The 21403-nt window shown below is 66.1% G+C and carries 19 protein-coding genes and 1 tRNA gene; 14 read left to right on the top strand and 6 right to left on the bottom strand.

Annotated elements, in window-relative coordinates:
- Nucleotides 1–10: 10 nt before the first annotated feature.
- The gene (locus ACXJ3V_RS13380; protein ID WP_457100806.1) at nucleotides 11–427 is read left to right on the top strand and encodes a dehydrogenase; all 417 of its coding nucleotides are present in this window, start codon (nucleotides 11–13) and stop codon (nucleotides 425–427) included.
- Between the two features lie 10 nt (nucleotides 428–437).
- Here ACXJ3V_RS13380 and ACXJ3V_RS13375 read toward each other — a convergent pair whose 3' ends face one another.
- From ACXJ3V_RS13375 to ACXJ3V_RS13360, 4 genes are all read right to left on the bottom strand, one after another.
- A complete protein-coding gene (locus tag ACXJ3V_RS13375) occupies nucleotides 438–827 on the bottom strand; it encodes a type II toxin-antitoxin system VapC family toxin (protein WP_457100805.1) in 390 nt (129 codons plus the stop codon).
- The gene (locus ACXJ3V_RS13370) at nucleotides 824–1078 is read right to left on the bottom strand and encodes a type II toxin-antitoxin system VapB family antitoxin (RefSeq protein ID WP_457100804.1); all 255 of its coding nucleotides are present in this window, start codon (nucleotides 1076–1078) and stop codon (nucleotides 824–826) included. Before ACXJ3V_RS13370 ends, ACXJ3V_RS13375 begins: the two co-directional genes overlap by 4 nt.
- A 43-nt stretch (nucleotides 1079–1121) precedes the next feature.
- Complete coding sequence (gene radA / locus ACXJ3V_RS13365) at nucleotides 1122–2486, bottom strand: DNA repair protein RadA (RefSeq protein ID WP_457100803.1); 1365 nt, start codon at nucleotides 2484–2486, stop codon at nucleotides 1122–1124.
- Between the two features lie 87 nt (nucleotides 2487–2573).
- Complete coding sequence (locus tag ACXJ3V_RS13360; RefSeq protein ID WP_457100802.1) at nucleotides 2574–3524, bottom strand: L-lactate dehydrogenase; 951 nt, start codon at nucleotides 3522–3524, stop codon at nucleotides 2574–2576.
- Between the two features lie 157 nt (nucleotides 3525–3681).
- Between ACXJ3V_RS13360 and ACXJ3V_RS13355 the strand changes: the two genes are divergently transcribed.
- The 10 genes from ACXJ3V_RS13355 to ACXJ3V_RS13310 all read left to right on the top strand — a co-directional run bounded on the left by ACXJ3V_RS13355 (nucleotide 3682) and on the right by ACXJ3V_RS13310 (nucleotide 15341).
- Nucleotides 3682–4569, top strand: a complete 888-nt coding sequence (locus tag ACXJ3V_RS13355) for an LLM class F420-dependent oxidoreductase (RefSeq protein WP_457100801.1) — start codon at nucleotides 3682–3684, stop codon at nucleotides 4567–4569.
- A gap of 17 nt (nucleotides 4570–4586) precedes the next feature.
- Nucleotides 4587–6275 (top strand): FAD-dependent oxidoreductase, encoded by a 1689-nt coding sequence (locus ACXJ3V_RS13350; protein WP_457100800.1) that lies wholly within the window; start codon nucleotides 4587–4589, stop codon nucleotides 6273–6275.
- A gap of 69 nt (nucleotides 6276–6344) precedes the next feature.
- A tRNA-Ser gene (locus ACXJ3V_RS13345) sits at nucleotides 6345–6435 on the top strand.
- Between the two features lie 658 nt (nucleotides 6436–7093).
- A complete protein-coding gene (locus tag ACXJ3V_RS13340; protein WP_457100799.1) occupies nucleotides 7094–8569 on the top strand; it encodes a family 43 glycosylhydrolase in 1476 nt (491 codons plus the stop codon).
- A gap of 52 nt (nucleotides 8570–8621) precedes the next feature.
- Complete coding sequence (locus ACXJ3V_RS13335) at nucleotides 8622–9959, top strand: ABC transporter substrate-binding protein (protein ID WP_457100798.1); 1338 nt, start codon at nucleotides 8622–8624, stop codon at nucleotides 9957–9959.
- 70 nt (nucleotides 9960–10029) lie between these two features.
- Nucleotides 10030–10911, top strand: a complete 882-nt coding sequence (locus ACXJ3V_RS13330) for a carbohydrate ABC transporter permease (protein ID WP_457100857.1) — start codon at nucleotides 10030–10032, stop codon at nucleotides 10909–10911.
- Complete coding sequence (locus ACXJ3V_RS13325; RefSeq protein WP_457100797.1) at nucleotides 10908–11828, top strand: carbohydrate ABC transporter permease; 921 nt, start codon at nucleotides 10908–10910, stop codon at nucleotides 11826–11828. Before ACXJ3V_RS13330 ends, ACXJ3V_RS13325 begins: the two co-directional genes overlap by 4 nt.
- Complete coding sequence (locus ACXJ3V_RS13320) at nucleotides 11825–12844, top strand: LacI family DNA-binding transcriptional regulator (protein ID WP_457100796.1); 1020 nt, start codon at nucleotides 11825–11827, stop codon at nucleotides 12842–12844. Before ACXJ3V_RS13325 ends, ACXJ3V_RS13320 begins: the two co-directional genes overlap by 4 nt.
- A gap of 282 nt (nucleotides 12845–13126) precedes the next feature.
- A complete protein-coding gene (locus ACXJ3V_RS13315) occupies nucleotides 13127–14362 on the top strand; it encodes a glycoside hydrolase family 32 protein (RefSeq protein ID WP_457100795.1) in 1236 nt (411 codons plus the stop codon).
- A 4-nt stretch (nucleotides 14363–14366) separates the two neighbouring features.
- Nucleotides 14367–15341, top strand: coding sequence for a carbohydrate kinase family protein (locus tag ACXJ3V_RS13310; protein WP_457100794.1), 975 nt, complete (start codon nucleotides 14367–14369; stop codon nucleotides 15339–15341).
- A 626-nt stretch (nucleotides 15342–15967) separates the two neighbouring features.
- On the opposite strand, the gene ACXJ3V_RS13305 is transcribed toward ACXJ3V_RS13310, so the two are convergent.
- Nucleotides 15968–17104, bottom strand: a complete 1137-nt coding sequence (locus ACXJ3V_RS13305) for an SGNH/GDSL hydrolase family protein (RefSeq protein WP_457100793.1) — start codon at nucleotides 17102–17104, stop codon at nucleotides 15968–15970.
- Between the two features lie 95 nt (nucleotides 17105–17199).
- Entirely contained in the window at nucleotides 17200–17907 is a 708-nt protein-coding gene (locus ACXJ3V_RS13300) for a GntR family transcriptional regulator (protein WP_457100792.1), read from the bottom strand.
- A gap of 189 nt (nucleotides 17908–18096) precedes the next feature.
- Here ACXJ3V_RS13300 and ACXJ3V_RS13295 point away from each other — a divergent pair, with 189 nt between their 5' ends.
- From ACXJ3V_RS13295 to ACXJ3V_RS13285, 3 genes are all read left to right on the top strand, one after another.
- Nucleotides 18097–19413, top strand: a complete 1317-nt coding sequence (locus ACXJ3V_RS13295; RefSeq protein ID WP_457100791.1) for an ABC transporter substrate-binding protein — start codon at nucleotides 18097–18099, stop codon at nucleotides 19411–19413.
- A gap of 107 nt (nucleotides 19414–19520) precedes the next feature.
- On the top strand, nucleotides 19521–20375 hold the full coding sequence (locus ACXJ3V_RS13290) for a carbohydrate ABC transporter permease (RefSeq protein WP_457100790.1): 855 nt from the start codon (nucleotides 19521–19523) through the stop codon (nucleotides 20373–20375).
- Nucleotides 20375–21334, top strand: coding sequence for a carbohydrate ABC transporter permease (locus tag ACXJ3V_RS13285; protein ID WP_457100789.1), 960 nt, complete (start codon nucleotides 20375–20377; stop codon nucleotides 21332–21334). The genes ACXJ3V_RS13290 and ACXJ3V_RS13285 overlap by 1 nt, the downstream gene beginning before the upstream one ends.
- Nucleotides 21335–21403 lie beyond the last annotated feature (69 nt).

Here is a 21403-nt window from a genome sequence, read left to right as displayed (position 1 = left end):
CGCTGGAGGGATGGCCGGTAAGAAGCGAGTGAAGAAGGTCTCGAAGAAGGAGCCGCCCGAGTTCCGCAACGTGGCGCTCGGCGACGCACTCCAGGTCCAGGACATGGCGGCGATCGCGTTCGCGCTGCGGCACGGCCCGACAGTGGTTCCGCTCATGAAGCCCGGTGCGCGCGACAACCCGCTCGACACCGGCGAGATCTGGACCTACCGCGACCCGAACACCGGCGACATCGGACTGCTCCTCTTCAGCGACGCCGCGCACAAGCCGGCGAGCCTGCCGCCTGCCGTCGCGCTGCAGTCGCCCGGCGCGCTGCGTGCCTTCCTCGGCGTGTACGGCGACGAGATCACGACCGTGTTCATCGACATCGCGGGACCCCACCCGATGCAGGCGACACCCGACGAGATCATCCGCGCGCTCGACGCCTGACGGCTGCTGACTAGATCGCCGAGCGGATGTCGGTGTGCCCGAAGTCGTCGCCGACGAACAGCAGCGGCTCGCGTCGCTCGGCGGCGAGTGCGTAACTGAAGCAGTCGCCGAAGTTCAGATTCGCCGGATGCCCCGACCCGCGGCCGTAATCGCGGTAGGCCTGGCGGGCGATCTTCGCCTGCTCGGCAGTCAGCGGAACGATGTCGATCGCGAAGTCTGCGAGCACTTCGTCGAGGCCGCGCCCACTCAGAGGCCCGCGGGTATCGGCGACGATTCCCGCTTCGACATACGTCGCCGCCGACATGAGGCGCACCTCCGCGGCAGCGAGGGCCGCAGTGAGCACCTCGTGGGTGGGCTCCTGACGGAGTATGGCGATGACCGCGGACGAGTCGACGATCATCGGGGAAGGCCCGTCTCGGGGTCGTAGAGGAAGTCCGGGTCGGGAAGGTCCGCCATTCCGGGGAGGGCCTGCCACTCCGCAACGGCCTGCCGGATCCGCCTCTCCCGCTCGGCTCGCTGGCGCTCGACGTCGAGCTCGGCGAGCTTCGCGCGGACAGCGACTTCGACGGCGGAGGTCTGGCTCACACCCAGCACCTGCGCGAGTTCGCGCACGGCGGCGTGCACTTCCTCGTTCTTGATGTTCAGGCTCATGGTAGAAGTCTACCGCCCACGTCTACCTTCGGTAGAAAGGGGTTCAGAAGTCGGGAACGCCCTCGCCTGCACTCGGCCGTCCACCGGCCCCGAGGTCGCGGAGGGCTCCCTTGAGGCTGCGGGACGAGGCATCCACCACCGTCCGATACCCGAGCCGCTCGGCCTCGGCGCGGCGCTGCGCCGCCTGCGTGACGGGGCGCACCTCACCGGCGAGGCTCAGCTCGCCGATCGCGGCCGCGCCGCGGGGCAGGCGGCGGTCTGTCACGGCGCCGGCGACGGCGATGGCGATGGCGAGGTCGGCGGCCGGCTCCACCAGTCGCACACCGCCGACCGTCGACACGTAGACGTCGAGTTCTGACACTTTGATGTCCGCACGCCGCTCGAGCACGGCGAGGATCATCGCGACCCGCGCGCCGTCGACGCCGCTGACGATGCGGCGCGGGTTGGGTCCGCCGTTCTTGATGGTCAGCGCCTGCACCTCGACCGGCATGGCGCGGCGGCCCTCGAGGGCGATCGTCACGCAGGTTCCGGCAACCGGGTCACCGTGCCCGAGGAAGAGGGCGCTGGGATCGGGCACCTCGGCGATTCCGGCGCCGGTCATGTCGAAGCATCCGACCTCATCCGTCGGTCCGAAGCGGTTCTTGAGGGCCCGGACGAATCGCAGCGAGGTCTGCCGGTCGCCCTCGAACTGGCAGACGACATCGACCAAGTGCTCGAGGATGCGTGGGCCGGCGATCGACCCATCCTTCGTCACGTGCCCGACGATGATGACCGGAAGACCGCGGTCTTTCGCGATGCGGATCAGGGTGGATGCCACTTCCCGCACCTGCGACGGGTGTCCTGCCATGCCCTCGGACAGGCCGGACGAGACCGTCTGCACGGAGTCGACGATGAGGAGTTCGGGGCGCACCTCGTCTACGTGCCCGAGGATCGTCGCCAGGTCGGTCTCGGCCGCGAGGTAGAGCTCATCGTGGAGGGCGCCGGTGCGCTCGGCGCGGAGACGCACCTGGGCGGTCGACTCCTCGGCGCTCGCGTAGAGCACGCGCCGTCCGGCGCGGGCAGATTGCGCGGCGACCTCGAGCAGCAGCGTGGATTTGCCGACGCCAGGCTCGCCGGAGAGGAGGATCGCCGCACCGGGAACGACCCCGCCGCCGAGGACGCGGTCGAATTCGCCCACCCCGGTCGTGCGCCGTGGCGCCTCGGCGGTGCTCAGGCGCGTGATCGGCTGCGCGGCGCGACCGGCGGAGGGTGCGATGGGCGCGACCGTGCGGAGGATCCCGGTCTGCTCGGACGCCTCGACCACCGTGCCCCACTGCTGGCACTCGCCGCAGCGGCCGGCCCATTTCGGGGTCGTCCAGCCGCATTCGGTGCAGCGGTAAGGGGCCGTGGTCGGGCGGCGGGTGGCCATGGTTTCAGGGTAGCCGCGGGCCGCGACATCCCCTTCCGACCCTCCGGGTCACCCTTCGGTGCAATCGGCGCGGCCTGCGCCGCGAGGTCAGCGGAGCGAGTCCGCGCTCGCCCGGATCGCGTCCGCCGAGCGGTGGAACAGCTCGAGCTCGCGCTCATCGAAGGTCGTCTCGCGGATCGGTCGCGCGCCCGACGCGCTGACGATCGAGGGCACCGAGAGAGCGACCCCGCTCACGCCCTGGAAGTCATCGAGCACCGGCGACACCGGCATGACGGCGTGCTCGTCGTTGAGGATCGCCTCGATGATCCGCGCAGACGAGAGCCCGATGGCGTAGTTCGTCGCACCCTTGCCCTGGATGACCTTGTACGCGGCATCCCGAACGTCGATCGCGATCTCGTCGAGCTCGGCCACCGTCATCCGCGGGCCGTTCTCGGGCTGCCAGTCGAGGATCGGCACTGTCCCGATCGTCGCGTGCGACCACAGCGGAAACTCCGTGTCGCCGTGCTCGCCCACGATGTAGGCGTGCACGCTCGAGGTCGAGACCCCGGCGCGGCGGGCGAGCGCCCACCGCAGACGGGAGGTGTCGAGCACCGTGCCGGATGCGAAGATGCGCTCGGGCGGGAGGCCCGTGGACTCCTGGGCGAGCACGGTCAGCACGTCGCACGGGTTCGTCACGATGACGAAGATCGCATCAGGGGCGGCCTCGCGAAGCTGCTTGCCCATCGACCGGAGGATGTTGGCGTTGACCCCGGCGAGCTCGATGCGCGACTGCCCGGGCTTCTGCTTCGCGCCGGCCGTGATCACCACGACATGCGAGCCCTCGGCGACGGAGATGTCGCTGCCGCCGATGATGTCGCTCGACCCGGTGAACTGACTGCCGTGCGAGAGGTCGAGCACTTCGGCTTCGACTTTCTCTGTGGCGATGTCGTACAGGGCGACATGCCGCGCCGAACCCCGGATGAGGGCGGCATAGGCGACGCTGGAGCCGACAGCCCCCGCGCCGACGACGGTGACTTTCGAATTCTCGATCACGCTCATGGGGCCAGTCTGGCAGTGGCGGATGCCGCGGGCCAGAGTCTCCTTGTGAACATCTGTCGATGGGGTCGGGCGTCCGTGGGTGCGCGGGTTCCCGCCCGCCGATGGCCGCGGGGCCATAGCCTGAAGGTGCGGTCGGGTGCGGCATCCGACTCCTCTCATGGACGGAGCCATCCGGATGGAATTCGGACTTCACATCGCTGACTTCACCTGGACCAGCGGACAGCAGCAGCTCGGGCCTGCGCTCGCACAGCATGTGCGCAACGCGGAGGCGTCCGGCATCCAGCGCATCACCGTCATGGACCACTTCTGGCAGCTGCCCGGAATCGGTCCTGAGCATCACGAGATGCTCGAGGCCTATGCCACTCTCGGCTTCATCGTGGCGCACACCGAGAAGGTGCTGCTGCACACGCTCGTGACTGGGGTGATCTACCGCGAGCCGGCGCTGCTCGCGAAGCAGGTGACGACGCTCGACGTGCTGTCCGGCGGTCGCGTCGGGCTCGGAATCGGCGCCGCGTGGAACGAGCAGGAGTCTCGCGGACTCGGGTTTGCGTTCCCGCCGGTCGCGGAGCGGTTCCGTCAGCTGGAGGAGACGATCCAGATCTGCCTGCAGATGTGGTCCGAGGAGGAGGAGCCGTACGAAGGTGCGATCTGGCAGCTGGAGCGCGCGCTGAACTCTCCGCAGAGCATCACGCGGCCGCATCCGTATCTGATGATCGGCGGCGGGGGCGAGAAGAAGACACTGCGCCTGGTCGCCCAGTACGCGGACGCCTGCAACCTCGGCGTCAGCCCCGTCAGCGGCGAACTGCCGACTCACAAGCTCGACGTGCTGCGCGGGCACTGCGACGCGGTCGGGCGGGACTACGACGACATCGAGAAGACCGCGATGATCGGGGTGAACCCGCAGTCGTCGGCGGACTCGGTTGCTCCGACGGTGTCGGCGCTCGCCGACTTGGGGTTCGCGGCCACTTACGTGTTCTCGGTGGGGATCGACGATCCCTCGCGGGTCGTGGACCTGATCGCGGATGTCGCGAAGAAGGTCGGCTGAGCTCGACGGTGGTGGGTATGGGGGAGTCAGCGACGCAGCTGCCGGTGATCCTGGTCGCGGATGCCGCGGCCGACGGATCTGCTGAGTCTGCCCTTCGTCGGCGTTATGCCGATGACTACGAGATCGTCGGCGCGGCGGACGATCCGCACGGGGTGCTCGACCGGCTTCAGTCCGAGGGGCGTTCGGTCGCGCTGTTCCTGGCGGCGGATCCGGATCGGGGGGTCGCCGGCGAGTCGGTCTTCAGCCATGCGCGCCGTACCTTTCCCGACGGCAAGCGCGGGCTGCTGATCAGCTGGGGAGAGTGGGCGGCCGTCTCGACCGCCGCGCGCGTACTCGAGCTGATGTCGCGGCTGCAGATCGATTACTACGTGGTGAGCCCGAGCTCGCCGTCGGACGAGGACTTTCACCGCACCGTGACCGAGTTCCTCAGCGAGTGGCGTGCGTCGACCGGCGGGCGCCGCACCGTCGTCGTGATCGGCGAGGACCACTCGCCGCGCACGCACATCGTCCGCTCCCAGCTCGCGCGAGGCGGGGTGGCGGTGAGCGTCGTCGAGCCGGAGTCGCCGGAGGCCGTGCGAATCCTCGCCGCGGCGGGGGAGGTGTACTCGGGCGTGCCGCTCGTGCGGACCGTCGACGGTGCGCTGCTCGTGAATCCCGACGATGCCGCGATAGCCCGGCTGCACGGGATGTCCACCGATCTCCCGACCGAGCCGGTCGACGTCGCGATCGTCGGGGCCGGACCCGCAGGGCTCGCCGCCGCGGTCTACGCGGCTTCCGAGGGCCTGTCGACCGTCGTGATCGAGGGCGACGGGCTCGGCGGGCAGGCGGGGTCGAGTTCGCTCATCCGCAATTACCTCGGCTTTCCGCGCGGGGTGAGCGGCAGCGAGCTCGCGAGCCGTGCGTACCAGCAGGCGTGGGTCTTCGGCACCGACTTCGCGCTGTCGCGCGTCGCCACGGGGCTGCAGATCGGCGATCCGTTCACGATCACCGTCGACGGCGGCGACCAGGTGCGGGCTCGCACCATCGTGCTCGCGACCGGAGTCTCGCTCCGACGGCTGCGCGCGCCCGGACTCGAACGCTTTGTGGGTGCATCCGTCTTCTATGGCGCGTCGGCGGTGGAGGCGAAGGAGCAGCAGGGGAGGACCGTGTACGTGGTGGGTGGCGGCAATTCCGCAGGCCAGGCAGCGCTGCACCTCGCCCGGTACGCGGCATCCGTCTCGCTCATCGTTCGAGGGGAGTCGCTCGCCGCAAGCATGTCGGCCTACCTGATCGAGCAGCTCGAAGCCCTCGGGGTTCACATCGTGCCCGAGACCGCCGTCGTGGACGCCCACGCCGATGCCCATGGCGAACGTCTCGCGGAGATCGTCGTCGAGGACGTGCCCTCCGGCGACCAGCGGACACTGGAATGCCACGCGCTGTTCATCACGATCGGGGCGCGTCCCCAGACCGAATGGCTGCCGCCTGAGGTGCTGCGTGACCAGTGGGGTTTCATCTTCACGGGCTCGTCGGAGGCAGACGACGACGCACCCGAGCCGTGGCGCGGGCGCGCGGTGCCCGGGGCGCTGGAGTCATCGGTTCCAGGGATCTTCGCCGTGGGCGACACGCGGCGCAGTTCGATCAAGCGTGTGGCGACAGCCGTGGGCGAGGGTTCGGTGGTGATCTCCGCGGTGCATCAGCATTTGGCCGCGCGTCGGTCCCTGCCTTGACGCTCTGCTCTGGCTGTCTGAGAGGGTGCTGATTCGCGGTGCCGCTCGTCGTGACGTAAACTCTTCTGCGGTGACGTGTCCGAGCGGCCGAAGGTGCAACTCTCGAAAAGTTGTGTAGGGTAACCCCCTACCGTGGGTTCAAATCCCACCGTCACCGCCATAAAACCCCCGGTTTACCGGGGGTTTTTCTGGTGCTCGGGGCGTCGTGAGAAAGAATTGGGAAAGAACGACGGCGAACCGGGTCCGATCGAGCTCGTCGGGCGAATCATCGCCTCACCGACTGTCGAACCGATCTACGCCCCGATACCGGCGGAAACACGCTGATCGAGGCCGGCCTTCGCAGCGTCGGCGCACGCATCAATGCCGCGCTCGGCGTTCTTCTCGAGCCACCTACCGTGGGCGTCCTGCCCACCGTAGGTCCGGTCGCCGAAGGCGAACGTCTGAACTCCGACAGTTCGTTGCGACCATTGGCGTGGTGCCCGCCAGTGACACTCACTTGCGCATCGGGAGCGGTGTACGAATGGTGATCGACACCCTGTCCGAATGTTCACGTGGTGCCGGGCAATCAATCGTAAGCGCCGTTGACAAACCCCGCCGTCAGGTGCCTGGCCTCAGCAAGCGGTCTGGACGCCCTCGAACGTAATGGTCGACGTCGTCACCGACTCCGTGCGCGCCATTCGTCGAGACCGCAATCTGGTTCCTCCATGTAGTCGAGGTCTTCGCCTTGCCCGTCCAGTGGGACGAGGTTGATTAACCGCTTGACCAAGCGCAGATTTATGGATTATGGTGTGCGTAACCGCTTAACCAACGAGGTGATGATGAACCAGCGAGGGTTCTACCAGCCGGAAGGCGCATGGGTAGGGGACGTGATCCCCTGGCAGGAGGATGGGGTCTTCCATCTGTTCTATCTGCACGAGACCCGCCGCATCCCGAAGGACGGAATGCCCTGGCACCGTGTGGTGACGACGGATCTCGTCGACTTCGCCGAGATGGGGGAGGCGATCTCATCGGGCGGTCGCTCCGCGGACGACTTCAACGTCTACACCGGGAGCATCGTGCTCGCCGGTGATGGCACGCACCATGCGTTCTATACCGGACAGAATCCCGCCTCGCGAGGACCGGATGGTCTGCCGGTGCAGCTCGTCATGCATGCGACCAGCGATGACGGCATGCACACCTGGCGGCGTCATCCTTCACACACGTTCGGGGCGACGACGGGTTATGAGACGGCAGACTGGCGTGATCCTTTCGTGTTCTGGGATGGGGAATCCCAGCTGTGGCGGATGCTGATCACCGCCCGCCATGTGGAGGGACCGGAGCGCCGCCGCGGAGTCATCGCCCAGTGCACTTCGCGCGATCTCGCGTCGTGGGAGCCCGTCGAGGCCTTCTGGGATCCGAGGCGTTACATCGCACACGAGTGTCCCGAAGTTTTCCGATGGGGCGACTGGTGGTATCTCGTCTTCTCCGAGTTCAGCGACGCGTTCACGACGCGCTATCGGATGGCTCGCAGCCTGCGCGGCCCGTGGATCGTGCCCGAGCACGACACGATCGACGGCCGTGCCTTTTACGCGGCGAAGTCGGCGGCTCGCGCGGGTCGGCGTTTCTTCTTCGGCTGGATCGCGTCCCGCCAGGGCGCTGCCGACGATGGCGCGTGGCAGTGGGCCGGCACGATGTCGGTGCTGGAGGCAGAGCAGCGACCCGACGGTACCTTGGCGTTCCACCCGGCTGACGAGTTCCGGGAAACGTTCTCGCGACCGGCCGGAACGATCGCGACGGGCACCAGACTGCACGCGCCCGACGGGTATGCCGCTGTGCTGACCCCGGTGGACGCGGCGACGTCATTCCGGCTGCGCGTCCGATTCGACATTGCGGAGAACACGAGCGAGTGTGGCGTACTGCTGCGGTCGAGCGCCGACGGCGATGCCGGCTATGCCCTGCGGCTGGAACCGAAGCGAGGGCGACTGGTGCTCGATCGGTGGCCTCGACCCGTGACTGGCGGTGAGCAGTGGCAGATCTCAGGCGACGTGCCGTTCGCCGTCGAACTGGAGCGGCCCTGTGACATCCCTCCTGGTGAGCACGAACTGGAAGTGCTCGCCGACGGCGATCTGTGCATCGCCACGCTCGACAACGCGATCGTCTTGAGCACCCGGCTTTACGACAGGCCGAGCGGTCGACTCGGCGTCTTCGTCGGCGAAGGCAGCGTCACGATCGCGGAGTTCTCCGTGTTCTCGCCTGGCCAGGCGGAGCCCGCGCAGATCATCCCCGGTGAAGATCTCGTTGCGACCACGACGTAACACCCCCATCCCGCACCACAACACCCGAAGATCGATCAAAGGAGATTCCGACATGAACCACACCACGCGCAGGACGGCGTTCATCGCCGCAGTCGCCGCTGCTGCCCTTGCACTCGCGGGCTGCTCCGGTGCATCCAGCGGCACCAAACCGACGGACGTCGACCCGGCTGGGGAGATCAAGCCCCGGGAGATCTCATGGCTGCTGTCACGGCCCGCGGACGGTGGAGTGATCACAGCGATGAAGCAGATCGCCGACGAGTACGCCCAGGAGCACCCCGGCTTCTCGCTCAATCTCGTCACGACACCCGACCGGCCGGCGTACATCCAGAAGTACGAGACGCTCGCCGCCGCGAACAAGCTCCCAGAGCTCTTCGACACCGACGCGACGCCCTTCGCGCAGAAGCTCGCAAAGAAGGGACAGATGATCGACGTCAGCGCACTGCTCGACGACCTCGGCCTGGCCGACGACTACCGGGAGGCGGCACTGAATTATCAGCGTTTCGACGACGGGTCGCTCTACATGGTGCCGTTCGAGTTCCAGATGGAGTACTTCTGGTACAACAAGGCGCTGCTCGAGCAGGCGGGCGTGGACGTCCCGGCAACTCTCGACGACTTCCCCAAGATGTGCGAGGCGCTCCGCGCCAATGGGATCACCCCGATCGCCCTCGACGGACAGGATCAATGGCCTCTCGAACGCTACATGGCCTACTACCCGTTCCGCATGGCCGGACCCGAGTACGTCCAGAAGCTGAAGAGCGGCGACGCCTTGTTCAGTGATCCGGCCGGCCGTGCGTCCGCAGAGTGGCTGTCCTCCCTCGGCAAGGCAGGCTGCTTCCAGGAAGGATTCTCGTCGACCGGATACGCAGATGCGCAGGCGCTCTTCACGTCTGGGAAGGCAGCCGTGTACAACATCGGCACGTGGGAGCTGGGCAACCTCGCAACCGATGCGCTCGATCCTGCCGTACGCGACTCGGTCGACTACTTCACGCTGCCCACCATCAAAGACGCGGTCACCGACGACAAGGAGTACGTCACTCCGTCGGGAATCGGCATGGCAGTGAACGCGAAGACGTACGATCCGCTGGTCCGAGACTTCCTCGCCTTCGCGCTCAAGCGCTACCCCGAGGTCTACGCGGCCACGGGCGCACTGTCGCCGACCACCACAGCCGAGACCACCATTCCGAGCAACGCCACCCCGCTGTACCAGCAGGCGATCGCCCAGGCCGACGGCGTCGGACCCCGCATCGCGATGCCCTGGGACACCCAACTCGACCCGGCCACGAACACTCGACTTCAGCAGGAGCTCACGCTGCTGGTGCAGGGGGATACCACGCCGGATGAGTTCATCAAGACGATGGATGCCACCCTCGCGGAGAACGTCCGTGGCTGAGTCCCTCACCGCCGTGGCGGGTGCGACCGTATCGCGCCCGCCACGGCGGCGCCGCCCACCTGCCGCTTCGATGTTGCCGCGAAGGTCCGGGTTGTCGGTCGCGGTGTTCCTCATACCCCCGCTGGTGCTGTTCGGGATCGCGGTGCTGCTGCCGATCATCCAGTCAATGTTCCTGAGCGTTTTCCGCTGGGACGGGATCACCGACATGGTGTTCGTCGGTCTCGACAATTACGTCAAGATGCTGACCCGCGACGACGTGTTCTGGATCGCGTTCGGGAATGCGCTGGGTTACCTGGCTATCTGTCTCGTGCTCCAGTTGGGCGGCGCGTTGATCGTCGCCAGTCTCCTGACGGCGCTGCCCAGGGCGCGCGAACTCATCAAGACGATGTATCTGCTTCCGGCCATCATTTCGACCGTCGCGATCGCCTTCCTGTTCCAGCGGATCTACTCGCTCGAACCGGTCGGGCTGCTGAATCAGGTGCTCGCCTGGGTGGGCCTGGAGAACCTGCAAACCCCGTGGCTCTCCGACGTGCAGACCGTCTTGGCGGCGGTGTCGATCCCCGAAGGATGGCGCTTCACCGGGCTGTACATGCTCATCATCTATGCCGCGCTCATCGCCGTGCCTCGAGAACTCGAGGAGGCGGCGCGACTCGACGGCGCCTCCTGGTGGCAGGTGTTCTGGCGCATCCGATTCCCATACATCCGGCCGGTGTGGATCACGACGACGATCATGGCGACGACGTTCGCCCTGCGCGGCTTCGACATCCCCTACCTCCTGACCAACGGCGGCCCTGGCCAGGCTTCCGAACTTCTCACCACCTACATGTACAAGACGGCGTTCGTCCATACCGACTACGGGTACGCGAGCGCGATCTCCGTATTCATCGTGATCGAATGCCTCATCGCCGTCGGCATCATCTTCTTGCTCCTGCGCAGAAAGGACGACTCATGACCGCTCCCGTGCTCGCCGCACCAACCCCTGCTGCGGGGCGGAGGACGTCGCCCGCACCGCCTCCGCGCCGCAAGACCTCGCAGTCGCCGCGACTGCGTGCCCAGCGCACGCTGCTGACGATCACGATCGTGCTCATCGTCATCGTGCAGGTCTATCCGCTCGCCTGGCTGTTCCTCACCAGCTTCAGAACAGCGCCGGACTTCGCCGCAGGCAACCCGTTCGCGCTGCCACACTCGTTCACCCTCGACAACTACATTCGTGCGTTCGGAACAGGCAACCTGCCGCTGAACATCCTCAACAGCCTCATCGTCACGCTCGGAGCGAGCGCACTCATCGTGATCGCGGGCATGATGGCCGCGTTCGCCTTCGAGGTGCTCGGATTCCGGTTCAGCGGATTCGTGAAACTGCTGCTCCTACTGGGCATCATCGTGCCGGTGCAGATCGCCCTCGTGCCCTTGTTCATCGACTATTCGCAGGTGGGACTGCTCGACACGCACCTGTCGATGATCATTCCCCTCGCCGCCTTCTCACTGCCGATGGCGGTGTACCTGTTCTCGTCCTTCTACAAGTACATACCCAGGGAGATGTACGAGGCGGCGTCCATCGATGGCGCGGGTCCGTATCGGATCTTCGCGACCATCACGCTGCCGCTCTCAGTGAACACCATCATCACCGTCGTGCTCGTGAACAGCATCTTCATTTGGAACGATTTCATCTTCGCGAACACCTTCGTCCTCTCGGACGGTTTGAAGACGATTCCGCTCGGCCTGCAGAACTACATCGGAGCGATGGGCAACACTGACTGGACAGCGACGTTCGCGGCGGTGTGCGTCACGGTGACGCCGCTGCTGCTGGTATTCCTCGTCCTGAACAAGGCCATGATCTACGGACTCGAGAGTGGAGCGACGAAGGGATGAAGTCGGGCGAGCGCGGCAAGAACGGGTCGGCGGTAACGATGCGCGATGTCGCCAAGGCCGCCGGGGTGTCGATTGCGACCGTTTCGCACGTCGTCAACGACAAGGAGGGCGCACGCATCGGCGACGACGCTCGTCGGCGTGTGCAGGAGTCGGTCATCGCGCTCGGCTACCGGCCCAACGCTCTGGCCAAGACGCTCTCGCAGGGCACCGCGCCCTTTATCGGCTTCGTATCGGATGCGATCGCAACGACACCGTTCGCCGGTCAGATCATTCGCGGCGCGCAGGACGAGGCTCGTAAGCACGGTTATGTCCTGCTCGTCGTCGACGCGGGCGGCAACCGCGCGGCGGAGGACGACGCGATCGTGATGATGCTCGAGCATCAGGTCCAGGGTGTGCTGTACTCCAGCTGGTACCACCACGAGATCGTCGTCCCCGACGTTCTGAGGGATACGGATACCGTTCTGGTCGACTGCTTCGCGCCAGGCTCCGGATTGCCGGCCGTTGTGCCGGACGAGGAGCAGGGGGGACGCGCCGCCACCGAAGAGTTGCTCGCCGCGGGGCATCGCCGAATCGCGCTGATCAACACGACGACGCCCTCGCCCGCGCAGACCGGACGCCTTGCCGGCTATCGCGCGGCGCTCCATTCAGCGGGCATCGCCTTCGATGAGTCACTCGTGTTTCCCGCTGCGCCGAACCAGGAAGGCGGGTACGCGGCGACATCCCAGATCGTCGCCTCGGAGGCGACCGCGGTGTTCTGTCACAACGACCGGGTGGCCATGGGCCTCTACGACGGCCTCCGTGAGCAGGGGCTGCGGATCCCCGATGACATCGCCGTCATGGGCTTCGACAATCAGGACGTCATTGCGGCCCATCTGCGCCCGCCGTTGTCCACCGTTGCGCTGCCGCACTACGAGTTGGGTGCTGCCGCCGTCCGGGTGCTCCTCGATCGGGAACCAGGCACGGAGGGCAGTGTCTATCTGATCGCGTGCCCGCCCGTTCGGAGGGAGTCAATTTGAGGGCCATGCTCGACACGATCGTCCAGGGGGAAGCAGACTCCGCGTCCAGTTGGTGAGGGCACGCAACCGAACGGACTGCAGCGACATCGACTCGAGAGGCTGAGGAACGCACCGCTCGGACCTTCCGACACCTGCCTCACGACCTCTGCGGCAAACGCTGCACAGAATGCGGAGGGGTCTGCGCAACCGCAGTCTCGCGACTCAGACTTCTCCGTCCTATCCCCACGCCGGGCCAGACCGGGCCGACGACACCGAGTACGACCGCGCTGAGGAGGCGTGAGCATGCGACCTGAGTTTCACTTCACCGCGGCATCCGGGTGGATCAACGATCCGCACGGCATCACCTACCGAAACGGGGAGTACCACGCGTTCTTCCAGTACGTTCCCGACCGCACGGACTGGGCGCCGAACTGCCACTGGGGACACGCACGCGGTGCCGACCTGCTCTCCCTGCACGAACTGCCAGTCGCGATCGCGCCGGGCGACGGGGACGGCGGGATCTGGACCGGGTCGCTGGTGACTGGCGATGACGGGTACGCCCGGATCTTCTACACCTCGACGTCCGAGCCGAACATCGGCATCGGTCGCATCCGGGTGGCGACTCCCGATGACGACGAGTGGATGTCGTGGACGAAAGGCCCGTTCGTCGTCGACGCGCCCACCGACCTGGACCTGATCGCGTATCGGGACCCGTTCCTGCGTGAGGACCCGGACGGCTGGCGGATGTTCGTCGGCGCGGGGGACCGGGAGGGCACCGCGATGGCCCTCAGCTACCGATCCGACGACTTGACCACCTGGGAGTACGAGGGTGTGGCGTTGTCCCGCTCGACGTCCGAGACCGCAGATGTGTGGATGGGCACGCTGTGGGAATGCCCGCAGATCTTCGACATCGACGGGCGGGCCGTGATGGTCTCTTCCGTGTGGGACGACGACGTGCTGCACTACGCGGGTTACGCCGTCGGCACCTATGCGGACGGCACGTTCACCGCGACCCACTGGGGCCGGCTCACCTACGGCGACAGCTACTACGCGCCCTCCCTGTTCCGGGACGCCGAAGGGCGGGCATGCCTGAGCTTCTGGATACGCGGGATCTCCGACGAATCGGCCGGCTGGGCCAGCGCACACAGCGTCCCGTACGTGCTCACCCTCGACGGCGACACCCTCATCGCCAGCCCGCACCCCAACCTGGACAAGTACCGGACCGGCACCCCCACCGGCCATTTCGACGGGCTCGCCGCGGAGATCACCTGGACCCCGGATGACGCCGGGATGTCGGTCGAATCCGGCGGTCAGACCGTGGTCGCCGTGACCCGCGAGAACGATCAACTGACCGTCGCCGTCGGCGACAAGGCATGGACATTCCCGTACACCGGCGACGTCCGGATCATCCTCGACGGTCCGGTGCTGGAGATCGCCAGCGCCGCGGGACTGTTCGCCGCTCCCATCGCCCCGAACGGCACCACCCTGACCGTGCGGGGCAGCAACTCGGAGACCGCCGGTCATGCCCTCAGCAGATAGCCACATGGACGCGATCACTCGCCCACGTGACGGAGTCCTGGTCATCGGTGAGGCGCTCATCGACATCGTCGCGCATGCCGAACGTGGGCATGTGGAGGAGCATGTCGGCGGATCGCCGGCCAATGTCGCGCTCGCGCTCGGTCGGCTCGGCAACCCGGTGCGGCTGCTGACGGCGCTGGGACGCGATGCCCGCGGCGAGCGGATCGAGCGGCACCTCACCGATTCGGGGGTTGTCGTCGACCCGCGCTCCTGGACGCTGGACCGCACCTCGACCGCCCAGGCGACCATCCACGACGACGGGGCCGCGACGTACGACTTCGACATCACCTGGGCGCTCGACCTCACCTCCGAACCGATCACCGAGAGAGTGGTGCACATCGGCTCGATCGCGGCGTTCCTCCTGCCCGGCGCGGACACCGTCCATCGCCTGGTCGAACACGTCGCCGGGAACGCGATCATCTCGTTCGACCCGAACATTCGCCCCGCCCTGACCGGGGACAGGCTGACCGCGATCGACCGCGTCGAGTCGATCGCCGGAAAGTCGGACATCGTCAAGCTGAGCGATGAGGACGCCGCATGGCTGTACCCCGAATGGCCGCTGGACGCGGTCGCGGATCAGCTCCTGGAGTGCGGCGCGAGAATGGTCGCCATCACGACCGGGGCCACCGGCGCGCAGCTCGCATCAGTCAACGCCCGCGTGCACATTCCCGCTCCTACCGTCACCGTGCGGGATACCGTCGGCGCGGGGGACACCTTCTCCGCAGGACTCATCGATGCAGCCCTTCGAGACCCCGCGCTCCTGGCAACGCTCGACGAAGACTCCCTATACAAGATGGGCTGCCACGCTGCTGCCGCGGCCGCGATCACCGTTCAACGACCCGGCGCAGATCCTCCCACCCGTCAGGAGCTCTCCAGAGCTTCTCGAGCAGCCGCAGTCAACCGATGCGTTAACGGAACGTCAGGCGTCTTCGCCTACTAGCCGACCTGGCCCCGTGATCAGCCGCGTCACAGGGCCGACCCGCCCCAGGCAGAGAGACTTGAACAGCCAACCGGTGAGCCTCGGCGTCGTGCCGAGGCTAGAACGAGAATCTCGGCCCGGTCGCGGTCGGGTCGACCGGTGAGAAAGCGCGTGAGAAAGAATGAACCGCAATTGCGGTAGACGAAGGTAGACGTGGAGAACTCGCTCCCCCGGAAAGTCGCGGTTTCGAGACGGAATGCAGTCGGGTGCAGCCGTGGTGATCTGACCGAGTATGAGTTTAAATCCCACCGTCACCGCCAGAAGAATCCCTGATTATCAGGGATTTTTCCATTGGACCAGGTGTTCCTGGCAACACCAGTGGCTGCATTTGACCGCGGAACAGCCTCTCGCGAGGCCACTCCCACGCAGCGGGTGCACCTCTGATCGAACAGATTCTTCGCCAAGAGCTGCGGAATTCCGCGAGGTTGGATCATGCCGTCGTTGGCAGGCACGACCGAGTGCCGTTTGATGGCGCCCCACCGTGGGCGGTCGGCGCGTCTACCGTCCCTGGCTGGGCCGCTCCGCCGGTGGTTGCGTCTTACCGTCGGAAGAGCGTCTTGCCGATGTCGACAGCAGGACCGAGCCGGTCATGCACGGGCCAGGGCGTGAGCGGGCAGTTGCGCGTAGCGTTCACCGATCAGGCGGTAACCAGTTTCGTCGGGGTGAATTCCATCCCGGAGGTGTCCATCCCGGATGTCTGCATCGCTGAACAGATCACGACCGTCGAGATAGGCGACGCGCTCACCCCTCGCGGCGCGAATCTCGACGATCTCGCGCAGGATCGATCTGATCCGTGCCAGCGTCAGGGAACCCGCCGGGTACGGCTCGGGCGCGAGTGAGGAGGCCTCGTCACTCGCCGTGTCAACTCCTCTCGGCCCGGGAGTTGACTCGAACTGGGCGCAGGCGATGGGCGAGATCACCTGAATGGGAGTTTCCGGGTGCCCGTCCCGAATCGTGTCGAGGAAACCATGCATGGCGGGGATGAACACCCGCTCCCGCATCAGTTCCCCACCGACGATGTTGATGCCAACTTTGAGGGTGATCAGTTCCGCCTTGGTGTCGCGGATCGCGCGGGCGACGAAGGGATCTAGCACAGCATTGCCGGAGAACCCCAGGTCGATAAGGTCGTAGCCGAGAGTGCGAGCCGCGATTGCGGGCCACGTGCTCGTGGGACGAGTCACCTCCATGCAGTTTGTGATGGAGGATCCGTAGACCACCCAGCGGGGTCGGTCCGACGCATCCGCAGGTCGGATCGGTTGGTCCGCGGAGATTTCGAACAGCTCCGTCACAGCGGAGTGCGGCAACCACAGCTCGACCGACTTGTCGTCCGATCCAAGGCCATCGAACACGACAACGACTGGCGGTCCGGTGTTGACCTCGACGCGGTCGTTGACATGGTCGAACGTGGCTGCGCCGCCGATCACCTGCTCGGAACGTCGTAGCTCCCCATTCACGACAAGGTCGACGGATGCCGAGAGGACGACGAGATCCTGGTAGTCAACGGGATGCACGGCGGCGAGGATCTCAATGCGACTCGCGCGCGTCGTGAAGTGCACGCGAACACCGGCCGCAGTATCGACCATGAGCCGCATCCCGGCACTATGGATCCAAGTCAGCGACGTCTCGGGCAAACGATGCGGGCGCAGTCCTCCACCTTCGACGGGTTCCAGAAAAAGCGCACCCCGGATGTCGAGGGCAGGGTGGTCGGCCGGGTAGAGGTGCACGTCAGACTCCGTTTGTTCTCCGTGATGCGGTTCTTTGGTCGGGCCGCCTTGCCGTGACCGGGACACAATCGGGCGGGACATGCGCCGGGCGGCGCTCAGACCAGAGCCCGCATACGGTTGTAGGCGCCGCGGAGGTGATCGCGCATGCCTGTGGCTGCCGCCTGCGCGTCACCCGCCAAAACCGCGGCACCGATGACCTGGTGTTCGTGCCACGCTTCTGCCATCGCGGGAAGTCTGTCTCGGGCGGTGTAGCCGGGCACACGCGCCATCGCATGCGTCAAGGACTCCGCGGCGATCTTGTTTCCCGCCAGTTTGGCGACCGCGACGTGGAACAGGTAGTCCCGCACGCCGAGCTGCTCGTCATCGCCGTCGGCGATCAATCGCGCGATGACTTCGGCGTCGCAGATCTGTGCGAGCTCGGAGATGTCGGCGCCAGGCTCGACAGCGATCGCCGCCGCACGTGCGGCGAGCGCGGGTTCGAGGATGAGGCGGAACTCGTACACGTCCGAGGTTGTCTGCGAGTCGAGCAGCGCGGACGCGGTGAAGCCGCGATACGGCTCCTTGGTCACCAGTCCGTCGGCTTCGAGTCTCGCGAGCGCCTGCCGCACCGGCGTGTTCGAGACGTGCAACTCGCGAGCGAGTTGATCGAGATTCATGCGCGTGCCGGCCGGGATCCTGCCGGCACGCAGGTTGTCTCGAAGAGTCTCGTAGACGTCGTCCGCGAGGAGGCTCCGCGGTGGCAGGCGCAACTCGACCGATCCCGTCTCCGTGTCCGACTGATCGCCGGTCAGATCTATCGCCACTTCACTCCTCCGTAAAACACGATTTCGTCGATTTCGCGTCTGAACTGTGTTGGTCGGGCGTTCTGGGTTGACTCCGCACCGCGTCACGCTCACGATAGCTGAATCGTGTACGAAGTTTCCAGTCAAGAACTTCAAGTAACGTACATGAGGCTCTTGCAGCCCCGACCAATCAAATTCAACGGAGAATCGATGAACTCTCATCAGAAGTCCCTCTGGGCCCGGCGGGCCAGCGTGCCCGTTGCCATCGCGCTGACAGCAGCAGCCCTGGCCGGATGCGCCGGCACGTCCGCTTCCAACGAGCCGACGCAGGACCCCAATGCCGAGATCCTCGTGTGGGGTGACGCGACGCGCCAGCCCGCCTTCGAGGCGTACCAGAAGGCGAATCCGGACGTGAAGCTCAAGTTCGAGGCGATCGACCCGTCCACCTACCTCAGCAAGATCCAGCTCGCGAACCAGGTCGGTTCGGGCTGGCCGGACGTGCTGTTCGACCCGCAGCCCAACGACGTCGCCTCGCTGCAGAGCCCGCTGTTCAACTTCACGCAGAACCTGGACGACCTCGTCCCGGCAGACGTGCAGAAGGACTTCGCCACCGAGAACTCGCTCTGCAAGATCGATGGTCACCTCTACTGCCTGCAGAACGACCTGGCGCAGGACGTGCTCTGGTACAACAAGCCGCTGCTCGAGGAGTTCGGGTACAGCCTGCCCACGACGTGGGACGAGTACCAGGAACTGGGTGAGAAGGTCGCGGCCGAGCACCCCGGCTACCTGATCGGTGCGGCCAGCTCGACGCTGTTCTACGAATACCTCTGGTCGAGCGGATGCCCGCTGCAGACGGTGAAGAGCAGCACCGAGGTCGTCATCAACACCGAGGATGAGAAGTGCACTCGGGTCACCTCGATGCTCGACCCGATGCTGGAGAACGGCTCCGTCAGCCGCCTCGGCCCGTTCGATCCCGGCTTCGCCAAGGAAGCGCAGGACGGCAAGCTGCTGATGCTGCCCGCCGCTTCGTGGTTCGGCGAGTACATGTTCAAGCCTGAGACGGGCTTCCACTATCCGGCGGGAGCGCTGGCCGCAGCGCCGATGCCGCTGTGGGATGGCGAGGACACGAATTGGTCCGGCGCGCAGGGTGGCGGCATCTACGTCGTCTCGCAGCACTCCGCCAACCTGAAGCGGGCCGTCGAGGTCGCGCAGTTCGCCGCGACCGACGCCGGCTACCAGACCAGTTCGCCGGCGTTCCCGGCGTACAAGCCGGCCGCTGAGGCGTGGCTCGAGAAGATCTCGTCGGATCCGTTCTACGCCGAAGACCCGTCTGCGGTCCTCGTGGACCAGGCCTCCAAGATCAATCCCGCCACCGCAGTGACTCGCTACGACGCCAACGCCGCATTCACGAACACCGTCGCCGCAGCGGTCTCCGCAGGCGAGTCGATGAGTTCGGCGATGCCGGCCCTGCAGAGCCAGCTCGCGAGTCTTGCCGCCACAGCGGGCTACGCGGTCTCCTCGAAGTAGCTCGACCAGGTGGGGAGGGCGCTGCGGCGCCCTTCCCACCACCACCCTCCGGGAACTCCAGAAAGGCCAGGCTGATGCAAAGGACCGCGAGCGCGACAAGGCGCAACGTGAGGGGCTGGGCCTTCTCCGCACCGTACGTCGTCTTCCTGCTGGCCTTTGGGATCGTTCCGGCCGTGTGGGCGCTCGTTCAGTCGCTCCGGCCGGTGATGGCCCCGGGGCAGATCAGCCTCGCCAATTACTTCACGGTCTTCCAGGATTTCCGCTTCCTGCCGGCGGCCGTCAACGTCCTCACCTTCATGGCGATCTGGATCCCGGTCATGGTGCTGGGAACACTGATGCTCGCCCTCCTCCTGCATCATCGCGTGAGCCGGTCCGGTGGACCTCTGCGACTGATCTACTTCCTCCCTGGCGCGGTGACCGGTTCGGCCGCGGTCATGCTCTGGTACTTCATGCTCAGCCCCGAGCTCAGCCCCTGGGCGCCCGCCCTGCATGCCATGGGCTTCGAGCACAACAATCAGGTTTTCACCACATCCAACCTCGCGGTGATCTTCGCGATCGTCGCGTTCGCCACCGGCGTGGGCCAATGGATCGTGATCATGTACGGCGCTCTTCAATCCGTCTCACAGGACGTGCTCGAGGCCGCGCGCATCGACGGAGCCGGGGCCTTCCGCACAGCGATCTCGATCAAGCTGCCGCTGATCGGAAAGTACGTCGCCTACATGGTGATCCTCTCCTTCGCCGCCGCACTTCAGGTCTTCGTCGAACCGCAGCTGTTCTACGCGATCACCCAAGCCGGGTCGTCCTGGTGGTCTCTCAACCAACTCGGGTACGCATTCGCGTTCCAGCAGGGCGACTTCGGGATGTCGGCCGCGGTCTCCGTCGTGCTGCTCGTGTTCGCGATGGTCGCCGCGGTGATCCTCATCTTCCGCACGAACTTCTTCCAGACGGAGGTCGACTCCTGATGTCACGTCTCACCCTCACCGAGGAGCAGCCCACCGTGACGAACAATCCGGCACCGCCGACGCGAAACGTATCTGGCAGATCTCGGGGCAGAATGCGCCTCACGCCGGGTGCCGCGCTGCGATGGGTCATCCTCTGGGGATTCGCGGTGTTCTGCCTCGTCCCGCTGATCTGGCTCGTCCTCGCGCCCAGCAAGGACGATGCTGCGCTGATCGCCGCGCCGCTCGGCTGGGGAACCCTGACACGGTACGTCGAGTCGTGGCAGCACCTCGCCGCCTACGACAACGGGGCGATCTTCCTGTGGATCGCCAACTCCGTCATCTACGCAGTCGTGCCCTTGATCATCACCGTCGCAATTGCGCTTCCAGCGGCGTACGCCCTCGCCACGATGCGCTTCGCCGGACGAAAGCTGATCCTCCTGGCCACGCTGTTCGCGATGGTGGTCCCCGCGGCCGCGATGGTGCTTCCGCTCTTCATGGAGATCAACGCGCTTCACCTCGTGAACACCATCTGGTCGGTGATTCTGCCTGCGGCGTTCTTCCCGTTCGGGGTCTACCTGGCTTTCGTCTACTTCTCGACGTCGCTGCCCCCGGAGCTGCTGGAGGCCGGCCGAATCGATGGATGCTCGGAGCTCGGTGTCTTCTTCCGCATCGCGCTGCCCTTGGCGAAGCCGGTCGTCGGCATGCTCGTCTTCTTCGCCTTCATCGCGAACTGGAACAACTACTTCTTGCCGTATGTGATGCTCACCGACGCGAGCATGTTCAACCTGCCGGTCGGCTTGGGCACCCTTATCTCGGGGAGCTCGGCATTGAGGCCGAGCTCGGGGGGCAACTTCCTGCCGATCACCTACCCCGAAGCCGCCATGGCGGGTCTGGTCGTCGTCGTCCCCATCGCGCTGCTGTTCATCTTCTTCCAGCGATTCCTCGTCCGAGGGATCCTCGATGGCTCATCCAAGGGCTGAGCCGTACCATCTCTCCGCTCGTCCCATCTCCTACGCCCCTGTCCGTGCCGCGACTCGCCGGCGCCGATC

Source organism: Microbacterium sp. P5_E9 (genome assembly GCF_054049175.1).
Note: the sequence above shows the minus strand (reverse complement) of the source record. Positions and strands in the feature narration are given on the sequence as shown.